The sequence below is a fragment of the Gilliamella sp. B2911 genome (genome assembly GCF_026536965.1).
Taxonomy (GTDB): Bacteria; Pseudomonadota; Gammaproteobacteria; order Enterobacterales; family Orbaceae; genus Gilliamella; species Gilliamella apicola_E.
In genome coordinates this window covers 145,314-160,483 of record NZ_JAFNNA010000001.1, presented here as the reverse complement: position 1 = coordinate 160,483, position 15,170 = coordinate 145,314, and the positions used below count along the sequence as shown (strand labels likewise).

Here is a 15,170-nt window from a genome sequence, read left to right as displayed (position 1 = left end):
ACTGAACCGATTAAGTAGTGTAAAAATATACTCAGTTTGTACTTTATTTTTAAATTACAGAGATATAGTTAATCGTTAAAATAGAATATTAACAACTCAAAAATTGTTAAATAGCACAATATATTTAAATAAAAGTTATCAAAAAACCCCGTTCCTCAACATTATTTTCAGATCATCACCCACCATTTCAACAGATTCAAATCGGAACTGAGGTGCTAACGAAAGTTTTTGTAAGTGAGGTAATACAAACATATCTTGTGCATTATGACCAAGCAATTTAGGTGCATAATAGATGATTAACTCATCCACGAGATTTTGCTCAATTAGCGCACCGGCTAAATGAGATCCAGCTTCGACCCATACAGAATTTATTTGCTGCTTGGCTAATATGGATAATAATTCTAATAAGTCGACTTGATGACTGTTTGATGATTCAATGATAAGTTTTGTATTTGGTGATGATATTAGAACATTTTGCTTTCTAACCAACCAAGTTTCACCAGGCTGATTAAAGATATTTTCATCACCCGTCATTTGATTTTTGCTATCGATTATCACTCGTATAGGTTGACGAATTTCGGTAGAAGGGTAAATTTCTTTAATTGAATCAGGTAATTCATTATATCTAACCGTTAAACTCGCATTATCTTCCTGAACTGTTTTTCTGGTACTTAAGATACAACTTGCCTGAGCTCTATATTGCTGAACATCTTGTCTTGCCGCAACGGAGGTTATCCATTTACTTTCGCCTGATGCCATAGCTATTTTACCATCTAAAGAAACTGCCATTTTTAGTTGTACAAATGGCAAACCTGTTCGCATCCGTTTTAAAAAGCCTTTATTAATGGCTTCGGCTTGATCAGCTAACACGCCAACACAAACTTCAATGCCTGCATCAGTTAATCTCTTTATACCTTGTCCTGCGACATTGGGATTAGGATCCTGCATAGCAATAACAACTCGTTTAATTCCCGATTTAACCAGTGCATCTGCGCAAGGAGGCGTTCTTCCATAATGGCTGCAAGGCTCTAGCGTTACATAAGCCGTAGCATCTTTAGCTTCATCACCAGCCATTTTTAGTGCATAGACTTCTGCATGTGGTAAACCAGCTTTCATATGAAAACCTTTACCAATGATGTGATCATTTTTAACAATGATACAACCGACATTAGGATTAGGGGTAGTAGTGAAGCGACCAAGTTTAGCAAGCTCAATAGCTTGCTGCATATAAAATTGATCTTTATTCATAGTCATAATGAGGATTACTTTTGTTGTAACTTAGCAATTTCATTACTGAATTGTTCAATATCATCAAAGCTAAAATAGACAGATGCGAAACGAATATAGGCAACTTTATCGAGATTTTTAAGCTCTTCAATAACAAAATTACCAATTAATTTGGCCGGTACTTCCCTTTCTCCTGTTGCTCTCAGTTTCGATTTAATTCGAGTAATTGCATCTTCAATTGCATCAAAACTAACAGGGCGTTTTTCTAGTGCTCGTTTTATACCATTGCGGAGTTTATCTTCATTGAAAGGTTCGCGAACTTTATTGCTTTTAATAACATTAGGCATAATTAATTCAGCCACTTCAAATGTCGTAAAACGTTCATTACATTCGACACATTGTCGACGACGACGAACCTGAAACCCTTCACCAACTAAACGAGAATCAATAACTTTTGTATCATCTGCATTACAAAACGGACAGTGCATAAATATATCCTGATAACGTTTTAACTTACATTACAATAGCCGAAATTAGCCATTTAAACAAGTTATCAACAAAGTAATATAAACTAGCTCTATTAATTAACTTGTAATTCAAAAAAGCTAAAAACCGTCACCAATCTGGTGACGGGAATTGAATTTACCATGTCAATGAGATTAAGAAATCACGTAATTTATTAAAATCATCAGGCATATGGTGAGAAAGTAAAGGCATATCAGCTCGTTCAGCCAGAGGTTGTGGTAGTGAGATTGATCGGCCAAGGATATCCTCAACTACTTCTTTAAACTTAGCTGGATGAGCTGTACCCAAAAATAAACCATACTCCCCTTCTTGCAACTGGTCTCGTAATGCACGATAAGCAATAGCACCATGAGGCTCGGATAAATATCCTATTTTATCTAATTCCTTGACCGTTTCTACGGAAACTGCATCAGAAACAGCAGCATGCCCTAATGATTTCAGTACCCAACCTTCTCGTTTATAAATTTCTTCGATTCTTGGCCAGTTGTTTGGCTGACTAACATCCATAGCATTTGATAATGTTGCCACAGTTTTATGGGGTTCCCATTTTCCTGTTTCTAAATAACGTGGAACCGTATCATTAGCATTAGTAGCAGCAATAAAGCGTTTAATTGGTAACCCCATCGTTTTTGCTAATAAACCAGCAGTTAAATCACCAAAATTACCACTTGGTACTGAAATAACTAATTGTTCGCGTTGTTTTGGCGTAAGCTGTGCATAAGCCTCAAAATAATAGCAAATTTGAGCTAAAAGCCGACTGATATTAATCGAGTTAGCTGAGTTTAAACCAATTGTAGTTTTTAGCTCTTCATCATCAAACGCTTTTTTAACTAAAGCTTGGCAGGCATCAAAATCACTTTGAATAGCAATTGTGTGAATGTTATCGCCTAAAGTACAAAATAGTTTTTCTTGTAACGGACTAATTTTTCCTTCCGGATATAAAATCACTACACGAATATTGGGTAAGTGATAAAACGCATGGGCAACAGCAGCACCAGTATCACCAGAGGTTGCTGTTAAGATAGTAATCTTTTTATCTGCTGCCACCTGGACTAAAGCCTGAGCCATAAAGCGTCCACCAAAGTCTTTGAATGCTAATGTTGGGCCATGATAAAGTTCTAATGTTCCAATATCATCCTCTACTGATTTAACTGGAGCTGGAAATTGGAATGCGTTTTGCACTAATCGATGCATATCATTATCGCTAATTTCATTGCCAATAAACGCCGATAAGATTTTGGCACTACGTGTGATAAAGTCCATTTTTAAAAGTGCTTCTATTTCTGCAGATGAAAATTTTGGCAATTGTTCTGGAAAAAATAGACCTTGTTCTTTCCCTAAACCTTGTTGTACCGCCTGCGCGAAACTAACTTGCTCTGAATGATCTTTTAAGTTATACAGTTTCATAATGTGTTCCAATTCTTTTATGCTTTAATTGTTTTCTTATTGATTTAATATTATTGTTTTGTTTAATAACTTAAATCTCTCTTGCACCTTGTGGATCTATTTTACAAATATGAGTAAAACCTTCTTCATTTTGTAGATAAGAACTTTTTAACAACGACTCAATCTGCTGTGCAGTTTCAAGGTTGTCTGCCACCACAAACATCGTCGGCCCTGAGCCTGATATACCCGATGCTAGTGCACCAAGTTGTTTGACCTTTCTTTGTGTTTCATCGAAATTAGGTAGCAATTGTTTACGATAAGGTTCTGCAATATTATCAATTAACATTGCTGCTGCAAGTTTTGGTTGTTTAGTATAACAAGCATGTAAAAAACCACCTACGTAACGACCGTGCGCGACACAATCGGCTTTTTGATATTGAGCTGGTAATATTGCTCGAGCTTCAGCTGTAGAAACTTTAATACCAGGATAAGCCATCACCCAATACCAATTTTCAAAATGAGGTATTGACTCACTTATAATGCCCATTTCGTCGAGAATAAGTTGCATTCCACCTAAATAGCAAGGAGCAACATTATCATAATGCACACTACCAGAAATGCAGCCTTCAAGTTCGCCCATCATGGAGAGCAATTCAAATTTATTAAATGGTTCATTAAAAAACTTATTTAACGCAACAAAAGCACCAACAACAGAGCAAGCGCTTGAACCTAATCCAGAACCAATAGGCATGTTTTTTTCAAGCGTCATTTTTATCGGTAATGTTTTCCCCATGGCTTTACAAAAACGCTGCCAACATTGATAAACAATATTTAATTTGGGATCCTTTGGTAAATTTTTAACAAATTGACCTTGACTGGTAAAGCTAAACTCAGTTGCAGACTCGATAGTAATACAGTCGCCCAACATCGCACCACTAATTGGATTGATTGCTGCACCTAAAATATCAAAGCCAACACTAATATTTGCCATTGATGCAGGTGCATACACAGTTAATGATTTTTGACTCATTTAGCCTCCAATTTTTCCAGATGTGGTTCGTAAAATATCGGCAAACACACCCGCAGCTGTAACGTCATTACCAGCACCATAACCACGTAATACTAATGGAATTGGTTGATAGTACCTAGTATAAAATGCTAAAGCATTTTCACCATTTTTAACTTTATAAAGTGGATCATCATTATCAACAGATTCTATCTTAACGCTACATTGGTTTCCATCAATACTACCAACATAACGTAACACTTTTCCTTCTTTAGCTGCCTTTTCTGATTTTTCTTTAAATTGAGCGTCTAATTGTGGTAGTTTTGCCATAAATTCATCGATACTACCTTTAGAATATTCAGCTGGTAATACTGACTCCACTTTAATTTGATCAAGTTCTAGTTGTAATCCCGCCTCCCGAGCTAAAATTAATAACTTTCTTGCGACATCTGTTCCTGATAAGTCATCTCTAGGATCAGGCTCGGTAAAACCTTTTTCTTTCGCTAATTTAGTTGCTTCTGACAATGACATACCTTCGTCTAACTTACCAAAAATGAAAGACAATGATCCAGATAAAATCCCTGAAAACTTGATTAATTCATCACCCGCGTTCAGTAGATTTTGTAAATTTTCTATCACAGGTAAACCTGCACCAACGTTAGTATCATATTGAAATTTTCGCTTACTATTAGCTGCTTCTTGCCGTAAACGATGGTAATAAGCCATCGAACTTGTATTGGCTTTCTTATTTGGCGTTACAACATGAAAACCATTAGCTAAAAAATCAACATATTTATCTGATACATCACTACTTGAAGTACAATCGACTAAAATTGGATTGAGGAGACGGTTATTTTTAGCAAAATCAATAATGCTATTTAGAGTATAATTGGTCTCGCTTTGTTTTATTTGATCGCGCCAATTTGTTAAATCAATACCATCCCGATTAAGTACAGCGTGTTTGGAATTAAATAAACCACAAACACGTAAATCGATTTGTTTGTTTTTAAGCCATTTTTGTTGCCGACCAATTTGATCAACCAATGCACCACCAACACCACCAACACCAATAACAAACACATCTAACATTTTGTCAGTACCAAATAGCATTTGATGCGTCACACGTACACCCATTACGGCAACATCATTATCAACTACGACCGAGATTGAGCGTTCCGAAGAGCCTTGAGCAATGGCTACGATATTAATATTGGCACGGGCTAATGCAGTAAAGAAATTAGCCGATAAACCACGTAAAGTACGCATACCATCACCAACAACTGAGATAATTGCTAATTTTTCGATAACTTCAATTGGTTCAAGTAAGCCATCCTTTAACTCTAAGTAAAATTCTTCACTTAGTGCCTCTTCAGCTCGGTAGAGTTCAGTTTGAGGCACACAAAAACTAATACTATATTCAGATGATGATTGCGTAATAAGTACCACAGAAATACCAGCATAAGACATAGCGGAAAAAACACGCGCTGACATACCTACCATGCCTTTTAATCCTGGACCTGATACATTAATCATAGCCATGTTATTTAAATTAGTGATACCTTTTACTGGTGTTGAGCTATCAACAACATTAGCGCCGATTAACGTGCCTGCTGCATCTGGATTATTAGTATTTTTAATTAAACATGGAATTTGAAATTGAGCGATAGGTAAAATTGTTCTTGGATGAAGCACTTTTGCACCAAAATACGATAGTTCCATAGCTTCTTGATAAGACATCGTTTTTAGTAATTTAGCATCAGGGACAATTCGAGGATCACAAGTATAAACTCCGTCAACATCAGTCCAAATTTCGCAACTGTTGGCACGTAAACACGCTGCTAATACTGAAGCTGAATAATCAGAGCCATTACGTCCAAGAACAACTAATTCTCCTTTTTCATTACCAGCGGTAAACCCTGGCATCAAAATTATATTTTCTGGAGGTATATGCATTTCACTGATTCGATGCGATGACTCGACAATATCAACTGTAGACTCTAGATAGTCCCCCTCAGCAATCAGCATTGCCACAGGGTTAATAACTGTTACAGCATGACCTTTCGCTTTAAGCAATTCTTGCATAATTGCAATCGAAAGTTTTTCACCTCTACAAATGATACTTGCATTAATACTATCCGGACATTGACCTAATAGCCGAATACCTTCTAATAGTTGTTTAACGTTATTTAACTCACCTAGAGCAAACTTTTTCATTTCTTCATAGGCAAAATTAGGTACCGCTTTCGAAATACCTTCTAGTAAGTCTGCAAAGATTTTTTCAGCATCGTAGATATTAGTTTGGATATCTTGTTTTGCAATGGTTTTTTCAACCATTGCCACTAGATGATTAGTAATTTTAGCTGGTGCAGATAAAACCGTTGCCGTTTGTTCTTGTTTAGCATTATTTTCAATAATCTCTGCTACACGCAAAAAACGTTCTGCGTTGGCAACAGATGTTCCTCCAAATTTTAAAACTTTCATATCACACCTTACTTATTTTTCTAACTTATGCCAATGATAATTCAAAATGCAATTTTTAAAAAATACTGATAAAACTAATATTTTGAATTCTTTTTACTTTAATTTCTATTTAAGAACTTTTTTATTTCACAAAGTAAAAAACCCGCCTTTTGGGGCGGGTTTTTCGATATTTTTAAGGAAAAATCAACCCGCCCTATATTTCATAATAGTGCCGGTGGTACCAATAATGCCTGAAATCATCATTACCATTTTCATTAATTTTCCTTAACTAAACCCTAAACAAAACAGCCCGACATTTTCATGTCAGGCTGTAAATAATTAAAATACCTTTTTGCTGTTTTCGTATTCATTCACTACCTTATTTAAGGCTTGATAGATACTTTCGGCATTTTGTTTTTGTAATGCCTCATCAAGTATGTTGAGATACGATAACATTAATTTTTGATTGTCTTCAGCAAATTGTGGTGAAACTTCCTGATCTTCATATAACATCACATAAGTGCGAGCAAATCCAAAGATTAAAAAGTAAACCGATGCGTTATTCGGATCTTCTTGGATTAATGACCTCATAGCCTTACGTAGTTTTACATACGAATCGGTACCAGGTAAGCTTGTCGCAAATGTTTTTGTTACTTCTGAAAATGTCATTGCTAAAACCTCAATCAAAATCACAAATAAGAAGAATAGCAATCCATTAACATAAGTGCAAGTCTATTTTGTTTTTCAATTCACTTTTTTGTTATTTTTTTAAAACCTCGGTATCATATAATGGTAATTTAATTTCACCTTAAACTTCTTTGCAAACTGATAACCCTGCCGAAGCTTGTGCGACCGGCATAATTTCAATTGAATTCACATTAAAATGATTTGGTGTATTAACTAACCATGAGACGGTATTGGAAATATCTTCTGGTGTAATAAAATCCACATCTTTATAAACCGCAGCAGCTTTTTCGTCATTACCATGGAATCGGACATTGGAAAACTCTGTTCCTCCACATAATCCGGGTTCGATATTTGTTACTCTGATTTTTTTACCCAATAAATCTGTTCTTAAATTAGCACTAAACTGCTTAACAAATGCTTTTGTTGCACCGTAAACATTTCCACCTTTATACGGATATGTACCGGCAACTGATCCAAGATTAATAATATAACCATAGTTACGCTCTACCATGCCAGGTAATATTTGATATGTTAAATGCACTAATCCAATAACATTGGTTTCAATCATTGTTTCCCAATCATTGTAATCAGCTTCATATGCGGGTGCTAAACCTAAAGCTAATCCTGCATTGTTAATTAATATATCGATAGGCTGAAACTCTTTAGGCAGCTGTAACAAAATTGTTTCAACAGAGTCTTTTTTTGTCACATCAAGAGTTAGCGGTAAAAAATTATCACCTAATTCTTGTGCAAGTTTTTGTAATTTATCAAGTCGTCTGGCTGCACCAATTACTTTATAACCATCAGTAATAAGTTTTCGGCAAATTGCTTTACCAAAGCCAGAAGAAGCACCAGTAACTAAAGCAATATTCATATCCAATCTCCTTCATAATAATTACAAGTGTATAACGATATTGAATTAAAAGAAAAATAGGTGCCAAAATAGATACAACTTGTTTGAAAATATAATTATCTAAATTTTAGATAAAAATATATAAAAAAACCCGCTACAAGGCGGGTTCATATCGTATGTTTCATTTAGATAGTTCTTCGGATGGCTCATCATCTTTCAAAGGAACAATCAATGTATCGATATGGGTATTATTAATTAGCTGGCGTGCTGAAGACATTAATTTACTCCAAAAATCTTGGTGATGACCACAAACAACTAGATCTGCCCCATATTCGTGGATAGCTTCAATTAATACTTGTCCAAATTCACCATTACCAGAAAGAGTATGTGCAATTGGATAACCTGCATCATCAGCTAATTTATTTAATGCAATATGGGCATCTTCAGTGATACGATCTTTCATATCATTCATATTAATATCAACTAGGCCTGTATAAAGGTCAGAGTAATTGATGCCCACATGAATGAGTGATATTTGAGCATTATATGGTCTAGCCATTGAGACTGCTTTTTCAACAAGAACTTCACTTTCAGGTGATAAATCCACTGCGACTAAAATGTGTTTATAAGCCATAATATTCACTCCTTCCTATTTTGACACTCTAATTAAATTAAGATTTTATACTTCCTTTTTACTACTAAATTAATTTTTGAGCAAGCCAAAAAAGTGACCCAGATAACAAAATTGAAATAGGTAAAGTAAGAACCCAGGTTAATGCAATATTTTTAATCGTTTTACTTTGCACTCCTCCACCATCGACAATCATCGTACCGGCAACAGATGAAGAAAGGACTTGTGTTGTCGATACAGGCATTCCTGTATAGCTTGCTATACCAATTGATAACGCTGTAGTAATTTGAGCTGAAACCCCTTGTGCATAAGTCATTCCCTTTTTACCAATCTTTTCACCAATAGTAATAGCTACTCGCCGCCAACCAATCATTGTGCCAACTGCAAGTGCTGAAGCTACTCCTATAATTATCCAAATTGGTGCATATTCAATTGTTTTTAATAAATCATTATTTAATGATTTTAGGTACTGTTTATCTTCTGCTGATACATTTGGTTGTTTAGCAACATGAGATACCGTATCAGATAAACATAATAAAATACGTCTAGTTTGAGAACGTTGATCTACATTAAGCGAACCATAATCGTTAATTTTATTGAACAAATTGTTAGCAATACTTAATGTAGTGAAGGATCGAGAATAATCACAATGATATTTATTTAAATCATTTTCAGGAGTTGCAGTATCAACTGCTGACTGTTTACCAATTACTGTATTGAGATCATCATTATGAGTGATAAAGTACTCTTCAATATTATGAATCGCATTTCTGGTATTGGTAATTTCATAGGTTGATGCCCCCATGTTAACAATAAAACCAGCGGGTGCAATGCCCATCAATACTAACATCAATAAACCAATACCTTTTTGCCCATCATTTGCGCCATGCGAGAAACTTACACCAGCGGCTGAAATAATAAGCATAATACGAATCCAAAATGGCGGTTTCTTTTTACCATATAGCTTTTCACGCTGTTCTGGTGTCATAAAAATTCGTTCTCTTTTTTTACTACGTTTTTTACCTTGACCTTTACGGGTCCAATATTTTCGTAATAAAAAAATCATTAATCCAGCGATAACAAGACCAACAATTGGTGAAATGATTAATGATAGAAAGATTTGTATCATTTTTGGAATATTAAGTGCATCAATGATTGATGTATCCATAATAAATGCATTGGCCAATGCAACACCAATAATTGCACCAATTAAAGTATGAGAACTAGAAGCAGGAATACCTACATACCAAGTACCCAAATTCCAAATGATAGCAGCAAATAAAATTGAAAAGACCATTGCAAGTCCATGAGAAGAACTTACATTAAGTAATAAATCAGTAGGTAAAAGGTGAACGATTGCATAAGCAACACTAAGCCCGCCAAGTAATACCCCAAAAAAGTTAAACATACCAGCCATAAAAACAGCGAGCTGTTCTTTTAATGCTCTAGTATATATTACTGTCGCAACAGCATTTGCGGTATCATGAAATCCATTAATCGCCTCATAAAAAAGAACAAAAAATAGCGCTAAAACTAGTAATATAATCGTAGAAAATTCTAAATCAGCAAATAGATGAAACATAATATATCTTTCTGTTGTTAATAGCGCTTCTATTATCCTTGAGAATAACCCAATGAGCAAAACAATTTTTATATTTTTCTTTTCGCGTAATGAGAAGCTAAAACAGCGCAGATCATTAATTGTACTTGATGGAAAATCATTAGCGGTAAAATTATTATGCCTGTTATAGACATAGGAAAAATTACACTAGCCATTGGAATACCACTCGCTAAACTTTTTTTAGAGCCACAAAATACAATAGTAATTTCATCCTCTTTGTTAAAACCCAAGAATCTCGAGCTATAAGTCGTAATTAATAACACAATAGTTAATAAGATGATTGAATACACAATGATTTCTAAAAGAGATAAAAAGCTGACTTTCGACCAAATACCATTAACCACTGCATCACTAAAAGCCACATAAACAACTAATAATATTGATATACGATCGGTCTTAGAAATTACACCTTTATATTTATCAACCCATTTACCAATAAAACGTCTTGATAAATGACCGACAATAAATGGCACCATCAGTTTAAGCATAATAGATTCAATGGCATCTAATATATTCATTGAAGCAGCAGCTTGAGTATGAATTAATAATCCAACTAATACCGGTGTGATAAAGACACCTAATAGGGTCGATGCAGAAGCACTACAGATTGCAGCAGCAACATTGCCTTTTGCAATTGATGTAAAGGCAATGGCTGACTGAACGGTAGCTGGTAGGACACAAAGATATACAAAGCCTAAATAAAGATCTTCTGATAAAAAAGTTGGAACCAGTACCTGCATCATCACCCCTAAAATAGGGAATACTACAAAGGTAGTAGTAAATATCAACAGATGCAATCGCCAATTTTTTATACCAACAATTATCGCATCAAACGACAGTTTTGCACCATGCATAAAAAACAATAGACCAATAGCAAAAGTTGTAAGATTTTCAAATAACACTTTTGCTTGTCCTTTACATGGAAAAATACTTGCTGTAGTCACAACGCAAATCAAAGTCAGCAAGAATGGATCAATTTTAAATCGTTGAAGTATATTCATGATATTAGCTTGATAAGTTAAAAAAATCGCCACATAAGTGGCGATTTAGCTAAAGTTATAATTTATTCCAAGAAACTTCTAAGAACATCAGATCGGCTAGGATGACGTAATTTACGTAATGCTTTAGCCTCAATTTGACGGATACGTTCACGCGTTACATCAAATTGTTTACCTACTTCTTCAAGAGTATGGTCTGTATTCATATCAATACCAAATCGCATACGTAAGACTTTTGCTTCACGTGGTGTTAGACCAGATAAAATATCACGTGTTGCACTACGTAAACTTTCCGATGTAGCTGCATCTAGTGGTTGCTCAAGTGCAGTATCCTCAATAAAATCACCTAAGTGTGAATCTTCATCATCACCGACTGGTGTTTCCATTGAAATTGGTTCTTTTGCAATTTTTAGTACTTTACGAATTTTTTCTTCAGGCATTTGCATGCGGTCAGATAACTCTTCTGGTGTTGGTTCACGCCCAATTTCCTGAAGCATTTGACGAGAAATGCGATTTAGTTTATTAATTGTCTCAATCATATGCACAGGGATACGAATTGTTCTTGCTTGGTCAGCAATTGAACGAGTGATAGCTTGTCTAATCCACCACGTTGCATAGGTTGAGAATTTATACCCTCGGCGATATTCAAACTTATCAACCGCTTTCATCAATCCAATATTACCTTCTTGAATAAGGTCCAGGAACTGTAAACCACGATTAGTATACTTTTTAGCAATAGAGATAACTAAACGTAAGTTTGCTTCAACCATCTCTTTCTTGGCTCGACGAGCTTTAGCTTCTCCAATAGACATTCTTCTATTAATATCTTTGATTTGTTCGATAGAAAGATTAGTTTCTGTTTCAATTTGCTGTAAAGCTTTAATTTGCTCTTCAATTGATGATTCAAATTCTTTTAATTTAGCAGCAAATGCACCTTTACCTGTACTCGCTTTTTTATACCAGTCCATGCTATTTTCATTGCCAGTAAAATGAGTCATAAACTGTTTTTTCGGCATTTTACATTGTTCAACACAAATTCGCATAATAATACGCTCATGAGATCTTACTCGATCCATCATGCTTCTCATATTATTAACAAGAATATCAAACTGCTTGCCAACTAATCGGAATTGTTTGAAAACTTCAGATAGATTTTCAATTTCTTGTTGTGCTTTTTTATGAGCACGTCCATATTTTTTAATTGCAGCAGAAGTTTTATCATGTTGCTCTTGTAATTCAGCAAATTTCGCTTTTGCTACTTCTGGATCGATAGAGACATCATCATCAGCTGAAGAATCGCTTTCTTCTTCACTTTCATCATCACTATCGTCAATATCAATCTCTTCTTCACCGTCTTCCAATTCTTCAGGAAGTTCTTCTTCTGACTCTTCAGCATTCGGATCGACAAAACCAGTAATAAGGTCGGACAAGCGAACTTCGCCGCTTTCGATTAAATTATATTGTTCTAAGAGATAAGTAATGGCTTCTGGATATTCAGATACTGAGGTTTGAACTTGGTTAATCCCATCTTCAATACGTTTTGCGATATCAATTTCGCCTTCACGGGTTAATAGTTCAACCGCACCCATTTCACGCATATACATACGTACTGGGTCAGTAGTTCGACCTATTTCTGATTCTACATTAGATAAAACTAATGCTGTTGCTGCTTCAACTGCCTCTTCATCTGGAACATTATCTGAAAGTAATAATTCATCTGAGTCTGGAGCTTCTTCAAGTACTTGAATCCCCATATCATTGATCATTTGGATAATATCTTCAATCTGATCTGAATCAATGATTTCTTCAGGCAAGTGATCATTGACGTCAGCATAGGTCAGGTATCCCAGCTCCTTACCCCGTATAATTAGGAGTTTTAACTGTGATTGAGAATTTTGCTCCATAAAGTATCACCATTTAGTTATTCGGTCATGTGTATTATATGTGCAGAATAAAAAGTATTTTTCTACACATACCCTATATATTTAGTCTTTTTTTGATAAAACAAGTATTAGTGTCGCTAATTCTTTTTTCTCTGCGGTACTTAATCCGGAGACTCTCTCTTTTGCGATCAGTTCATCTTGCCTTTGGGCGAGTATATTATCATATAACTCTTTTAAAGTATTAGAAAAAATTGATTCTATTTCATCATCTTGGTAATGGTACTCCCAGGTTGCTAAACGACTTAGCTGTTTATAATATGGTCGATTAATACATTCAGTTAATATTTGTGCTGTAGTTATATTTGGATATTGTTGGCATAATTCAAGTAGTTCAATAAATATATCAATTCCCGCTAAGTTAACTTGCCTCATAACGTTAATATCAGATACCATCTTAGCTAGATTTGGATATTGAAGTAACAAACCAATTAAAATCCGCATAGTGGTCAATTTCATTTTTGGCACAGGTGCTGAATCAATAGTTCTATTTTCGCTTATATTATTATTCGCGATTAATTGTTCAATTTGGGATAGATCCAATAGACCCAAATAACGCCCTAATTTTTGAAGTAAATTAAGTCTAAATACTTTTGCTTTTACCTGTTCAAGTAAAGGAATAGCAAGTGAACTCAATTTAGCTTTACCTTCAGCTGATTTTAAATCGACCTGTTTTAATAACTCATCGAACAAAAATTCAGATAAGTTAGGCGCCTTTTTTATGTAATCTTCAAAGCCATCTTTTCCGACTTTACGCACGTAACTATCTGGATCTTCATCTTGTGGTAAAAAAGCAAAAGTTATATCTTTACCATCAATCAAACAAGGTAGTAATACATTAAGCGCTCGCCATGCAGCATTTCGCCCGGCTTTATCACCATCGTAACAAAATATTACGGAATCTGTTGCTCTAAATAGAAGCTTAATATGCTCTTCTGATGTTGCTGTTCCTAAAGCAGCTACAGCGTAATCAATACCGTACTGTGCAAGAGAAACAACATCCATATAACCTTCAACAATTATTAATTGCTTTAAATTACGATTAGTTTCTTGAGCTTCATAAAGTCCATATAATTGAAAACCTTTATGAAAAATAGGAGTTTCAGGTGAATTTAGATATTTCGCCGACTCATTGAAGATAGTCCTTCCACCAAAAGCGATAACATTACCTTGTCTATCGCGAATCGGGAACATGATACGCCCACGAAAGCGATCATATCGATTACCTATATCGTTATTGACAGACATCCCTGCCTTGTCATATAGCACCACTTCATTTTCAGTCTTAACTATATTTTGAAAAGTTAGTTGTTTTGAATTAGGTGCATAACCGATTTTATACCTAGCTATAATCTCTGCGTTTAATCCACGTTGTTCAAGATACTTTTGAGCATCTACCGAAGTCGATAATGCTAATTGCTGCTGGTAGAAATCAGTTATTTTAGACATCAATGAATAAAGATCTCGACGAACATTACGAGATTCAATTTGCTTTGATGCATCAGCTTGATTATTTTCGTTATCCGTGTATGGAACACGGATTCCTTGCATACTAGCTATCTCTTCAATTGCCTCAGGAAAAGACAATCGCTCATATTGCATCAAAAAATTTACTGCAGATCCAGTAGCGCCACATCCAAAACAATAGTAAATCTGCTTTTTTTCGCTTAATGAGAAAGAAGCGGTTTTCTCATCATGAAAAGGACAACAACCAAAATAGTTATTTCCTTTTTTTTTCATTTTAACGCGCTTACCTATCACATCAAGGATATTTGTGCGGGCAAGCAAATCTAAAATAAAATCGCGAGGAATAAGACCTTTCATGATAAAATTCAA

The 15,170-nt window shown here is 35.0% G+C and carries 12 protein-coding genes; all 12 read right to left on the bottom strand.

Going from position 1 to position 15,170, the window contains the following annotated elements; all coding sequences use genetic code 11:
* Window positions 1–138: 138 nt before the first annotated feature.
* Window positions 139–1,248, bottom strand: a complete 1,110-nt coding sequence (ribD, locus tag J3U27_RS00705) for a bifunctional diaminohydroxyphosphoribosylaminopyrimidine deaminase/5-amino-6-(5-phosphoribosylamino)uracil reductase RibD (RefSeq protein ID WP_065734832.1) — start codon at window positions 1,246–1,248, stop codon at window positions 139–141.
* Window positions 1,249–1,262: 14 nt separating this feature from the next.
* Window positions 1,263–1,715, bottom strand: coding sequence for a transcriptional regulator NrdR (nrdR, locus tag J3U27_RS00700; protein ID WP_034882816.1), 453 nt, complete (start codon window positions 1,713–1,715; stop codon window positions 1,263–1,265).
* Between the two features lie 154 nt (window positions 1,716–1,869).
* Entirely contained in the window at window positions 1,870–3,159 is a 1,290-nt protein-coding gene (gene thrC / locus J3U27_RS00695) for a threonine synthase (RefSeq protein ID WP_267376554.1), read from the bottom strand.
* A gap of 70 nt (window positions 3,160–3,229) precedes the next feature.
* Complete coding sequence (gene thrB / locus J3U27_RS00690; protein ID WP_065734803.1) at window positions 3,230–4,168, bottom strand: homoserine kinase; 939 nt, start codon at window positions 4,166–4,168, stop codon at window positions 3,230–3,232.
* Window positions 4,169–6,625 carry a bifunctional aspartate kinase/homoserine dehydrogenase I gene (gene thrA / locus J3U27_RS00685; RefSeq protein ID WP_267330041.1) on the bottom strand — a complete coding sequence of 819 codons (2,457 nt, stop codon included), beginning with the start codon at window positions 6,623–6,625 and terminating at the stop codon, window positions 4,169–4,171.
* Window positions 6,626–6,943: 318 nt separating this feature from the next.
* Window positions 6,944–7,273 (bottom strand): hypothetical protein, encoded by a 330-nt coding sequence (locus J3U27_RS00680; RefSeq protein ID WP_065562343.1) that lies wholly within the window; start codon window positions 7,271–7,273, stop codon window positions 6,944–6,946.
* A 139-nt stretch (window positions 7,274–7,412) separates the two neighbouring features.
* A complete protein-coding gene (locus J3U27_RS00675; protein ID WP_267376552.1) occupies window positions 7,413–8,165 on the bottom strand; it encodes an SDR family oxidoreductase in 753 nt (250 codons plus the stop codon).
* A gap of 160 nt (window positions 8,166–8,325) precedes the next feature.
* Window positions 8,326–8,778, bottom strand: coding sequence for a universal stress protein UspA (uspA, locus tag J3U27_RS00670; protein WP_267376550.1), 453 nt, complete (start codon window positions 8,776–8,778; stop codon window positions 8,326–8,328).
* 64 nt (window positions 8,779–8,842) lie between these two features.
* Complete coding sequence (gene pitA, locus J3U27_RS00665; RefSeq protein WP_065562346.1) at window positions 8,843–10,357, bottom strand: inorganic phosphate transporter PitA; 1,515 nt, start codon at window positions 10,355–10,357, stop codon at window positions 8,843–8,845.
* A 68-nt stretch (window positions 10,358–10,425) separates the two neighbouring features.
* Window positions 10,426–11,397 (bottom strand): bile acid:sodium symporter family protein, encoded by a 972-nt coding sequence (locus J3U27_RS00660; RefSeq protein WP_065562471.1) that lies wholly within the window; start codon window positions 11,395–11,397, stop codon window positions 10,426–10,428.
* Between the two features lie 62 nt (window positions 11,398–11,459).
* Entirely contained in the window at window positions 11,460–13,298 is a 1,839-nt protein-coding gene (rpoD, locus tag J3U27_RS00655; protein ID WP_065562347.1) for an RNA polymerase sigma factor RpoD, read from the bottom strand.
* Window positions 13,299–13,379: 81 nt separating this feature from the next.
* Window positions 13,380–15,158, bottom strand: coding sequence for a DNA primase (dnaG, locus tag J3U27_RS00650; RefSeq protein ID WP_065734800.1), 1,779 nt, complete (start codon window positions 15,156–15,158; stop codon window positions 13,380–13,382).
* Between the last annotated feature and the right edge of the window lie 12 nt (window positions 15,159–15,170).

What these genes read in the sequence shown, in the direction of transcription:
- J3U27_RS00680 (WP_065562343.1), bottom strand. Translation starts at nt 7,273, where the DNA reads ATGACATTTTCAGAAGTAACAAAAACATTTGCGACAAGCTTACCTGGT.
- uspA (WP_267376550.1), bottom strand. Translation starts at nt 8,778, where the DNA reads ATGGCTTATAAACACATTTTAGTCGCAGTGGATTTATCACCTGAAAGT.
- rpoD (WP_065562347.1), bottom strand. Translation starts at nt 13,298, where the DNA reads ATGGAGCAAAATTCTCAATCACAGTTAAAACTCCTAATTATACGGGGT.
- thrC (WP_267376554.1), bottom strand. Translation starts at nt 3,159, where the DNA reads ATGAAACTGTATAACTTAAAAGATCATTCAGAGCAAGTTAGTTTCGCG.
- nrdR (WP_034882816.1), bottom strand. Translation starts at nt 1,715, where the DNA reads ATGCACTGTCCGTTTTGTAATGCAGATGATACAAAAGTTATTGATTCT.
- thrB (WP_065734803.1), bottom strand. Translation starts at nt 4,168, where the DNA reads ATGAGTCAAAAATCATTAACTGTGTATGCACCTGCATCAATGGCAAAT.
- ribD (WP_065734832.1), bottom strand. Translation starts at nt 1,248, where the DNA reads ATGAATAAAGATCAATTTTATATGCAGCAAGCTATTGAGCTTGCTAAA.
- J3U27_RS00675 (WP_267376552.1), bottom strand. Translation starts at nt 8,165, where the DNA reads ATGAATATTGCTTTAGTTACTGGTGCTTCTTCTGGCTTTGGTAAAGCA.
- dnaG (WP_065734800.1), bottom strand. Translation starts at nt 15,158, where the DNA reads ATGAAAGGTCTTATTCCTCGCGATTTTATTTTAGATTTGCTTGCCCGC.
- thrA (WP_267330041.1), bottom strand. Translation starts at nt 6,625, where the DNA reads ATGAAAGTTTTAAAATTTGGAGGAACATCTGTTGCCAACGCAGAACGT.
- pitA (WP_065562346.1), bottom strand. Translation starts at nt 10,357, where the DNA reads ATGTTTCATCTATTTGCTGATTTAGAATTTTCTACGATTATATTACTA.
- J3U27_RS00660 (WP_065562471.1), bottom strand. Translation starts at nt 11,397, where the DNA reads ATGAATATACTTCAACGATTTAAAATTGATCCATTCTTGCTGACTTTG.